The following is a 1,644-nucleotide window of genomic DNA, read 5'->3' as shown; positions in this document are numbered from 1 at the left end:
ATCTGAGGGATAAGCAAGGCTGGGATACGCCGTACTGGACAGTCAAAGTGTAACCTATGTCCTTGGACTTAAGTGTTACCTATCTCCTTGACTCGTACACGCCCCACTACATCGCCCTTCGGGTTCCCTGCGCTTCTCGTGATTTCAGGCGTGGGCAGAACTCGCTCGGTAAACCTCGCTCAGACAGACTGCCCACTTCCCCCTGAAATCACTCCGATGCTCGGCGATGTAGAAGGGGAGAGAAAGTCAAAACCACCCTTGATTTGAGCTTGTCAGCCGTAGGGTGGGTTGAGCGAAGCGATACCCACCATATGCCGATGTGGTCGGTTTGTTGGGTTTCACTCTGTTCAACCCAACCTGCGGGCTGTTGTACGAGGGGGGAAAGCCTGAATTTGTTCAAAATTGCTTGTGATATTCATCCACGACTACAGTATTTTCCAGTTCATCAACTATGACTAGCACATACCTGATGTTGTTGCTTTGAAGTGACTCATCGAACTCTCTGATTATCTTGAATGTTTGCTTGACGCTTCTTATCGAATAATTGCTCCAAGCTTCATTATCGATAAAATCGACGGACCAATTGTCTCCTGTGTATGAATGTGTGCCGCCGTTCTTTTTTAATACGTCACCACCCAGTATCACGAGATTTGATAAAGCGATTTTTGGTAATACGATCTTGATTTGTTCGAATGTCGGGGCGCCGTAGGCATAAACGGTCGCGTTAAGTATTTGCCGCTTGCTTGGGCTTGGACGCCCAAAACAAGCTTCCGCAAAAATAGCGACTCCCCGACGGCGTGCAATGGAGTGCCTATTGCTAGGATGCTATCAGCTGCTCTTTTCATTGCTATTTCTCCAACCTACGGGCGGTCATGTTGAGGCCGGTTTGAAATCTTTCCAGTGCCATCCGTTAGGTTGATCTGGGATAACATAAAGATACTTACCGTTTGCGATGCGTAATATTATATACGTTTCGTTATCAACTAAGCCCCAGCTGTTACGGTTTGGAGACCAACCCTTGGAGTGTTGAGAAGGGACAAGCTTTACAGTGTCCCCCACTTTGTACGGGCGCTCTTCTGTATCGAGATTCTTCACTGATAGGTTTGGTCGGTTTGTTAGTAAGTAAGCTGTTCCTGGAATTCACAGTTGATTTAGAATAAAACGTCGTCTGTGATTTCAGGCAGGTTGCATATTTCGGGGGGCGCCGTAGGCATAAACGGTCGCGTTAAGTATTTGCCGCTTGCTTGGGCTTGGATGCCCAAAACAAGCTTCCGCAAAAATAGCGACTCCCCGAGCTCTGCACCATTAAGGTTTCTAAAGATTGCTTTGATATGGTTACCTTCTTTCCATCCTTGTCGTAACCAGCACGATGTACGCAATGATGTCTGCATACTATCGCTTCAAATAACCACCCTATTTCACCAAAGTCTATACCGAAGACATCGCGATACATTGGTTTAACTTTTCCCATGTTGTGGAAGATTAGGTCATTTAGATAACGTTTAAGAATGTTTTTTAAGTTTTCTTTTTTTGTAAACATCTCCTTCATTCGCTGACCGCCATGGATAGCGAAGCGAAGGCGGTTAGTCCGCGATAGTCGACGCCGTCTGCATATTCGTAGTTGAGAGCGCGAGCGAACGACGA

1 protein-coding gene is annotated in these 1,644 nt (G+C 46.6%); it reads right to left on the bottom strand.

The genetic code is table 11. From position 1 onward, the window contains the following. Window positions 1-1,225: 1,225 nt before the first annotated feature. Window positions 1,226-1,540, bottom strand: a complete 315-nt coding sequence (locus BOW52_RS16875; protein ID WP_135622637.1) for a hypothetical protein — start codon at window positions 1,538-1,540, stop codon at window positions 1,226-1,228. Between the last annotated feature and the right edge of the window lie 104 nt (window positions 1,541-1,644).

Origin of the sequence: Solemya pervernicosa gill symbiont, assembly GCF_002020875.1 — a bacterium.
Classification (GTDB): Bacteria; Pseudomonadota; Gammaproteobacteria.
The sequence above is the reverse complement of the archived record's forward strand: the minus strand, read 5'-3'. Positions and strand labels throughout refer to the sequence as shown.

Bases quoted from the DNA above. Each gene is read 5' to 3' on its own strand.
- BOW52_RS16875 (WP_135622637.1), bottom strand. From the start codon at position 1,540: ATGTTTACAAAAAAAGAAAACTTAAAAAACATTCTTAAACGTTATCTA.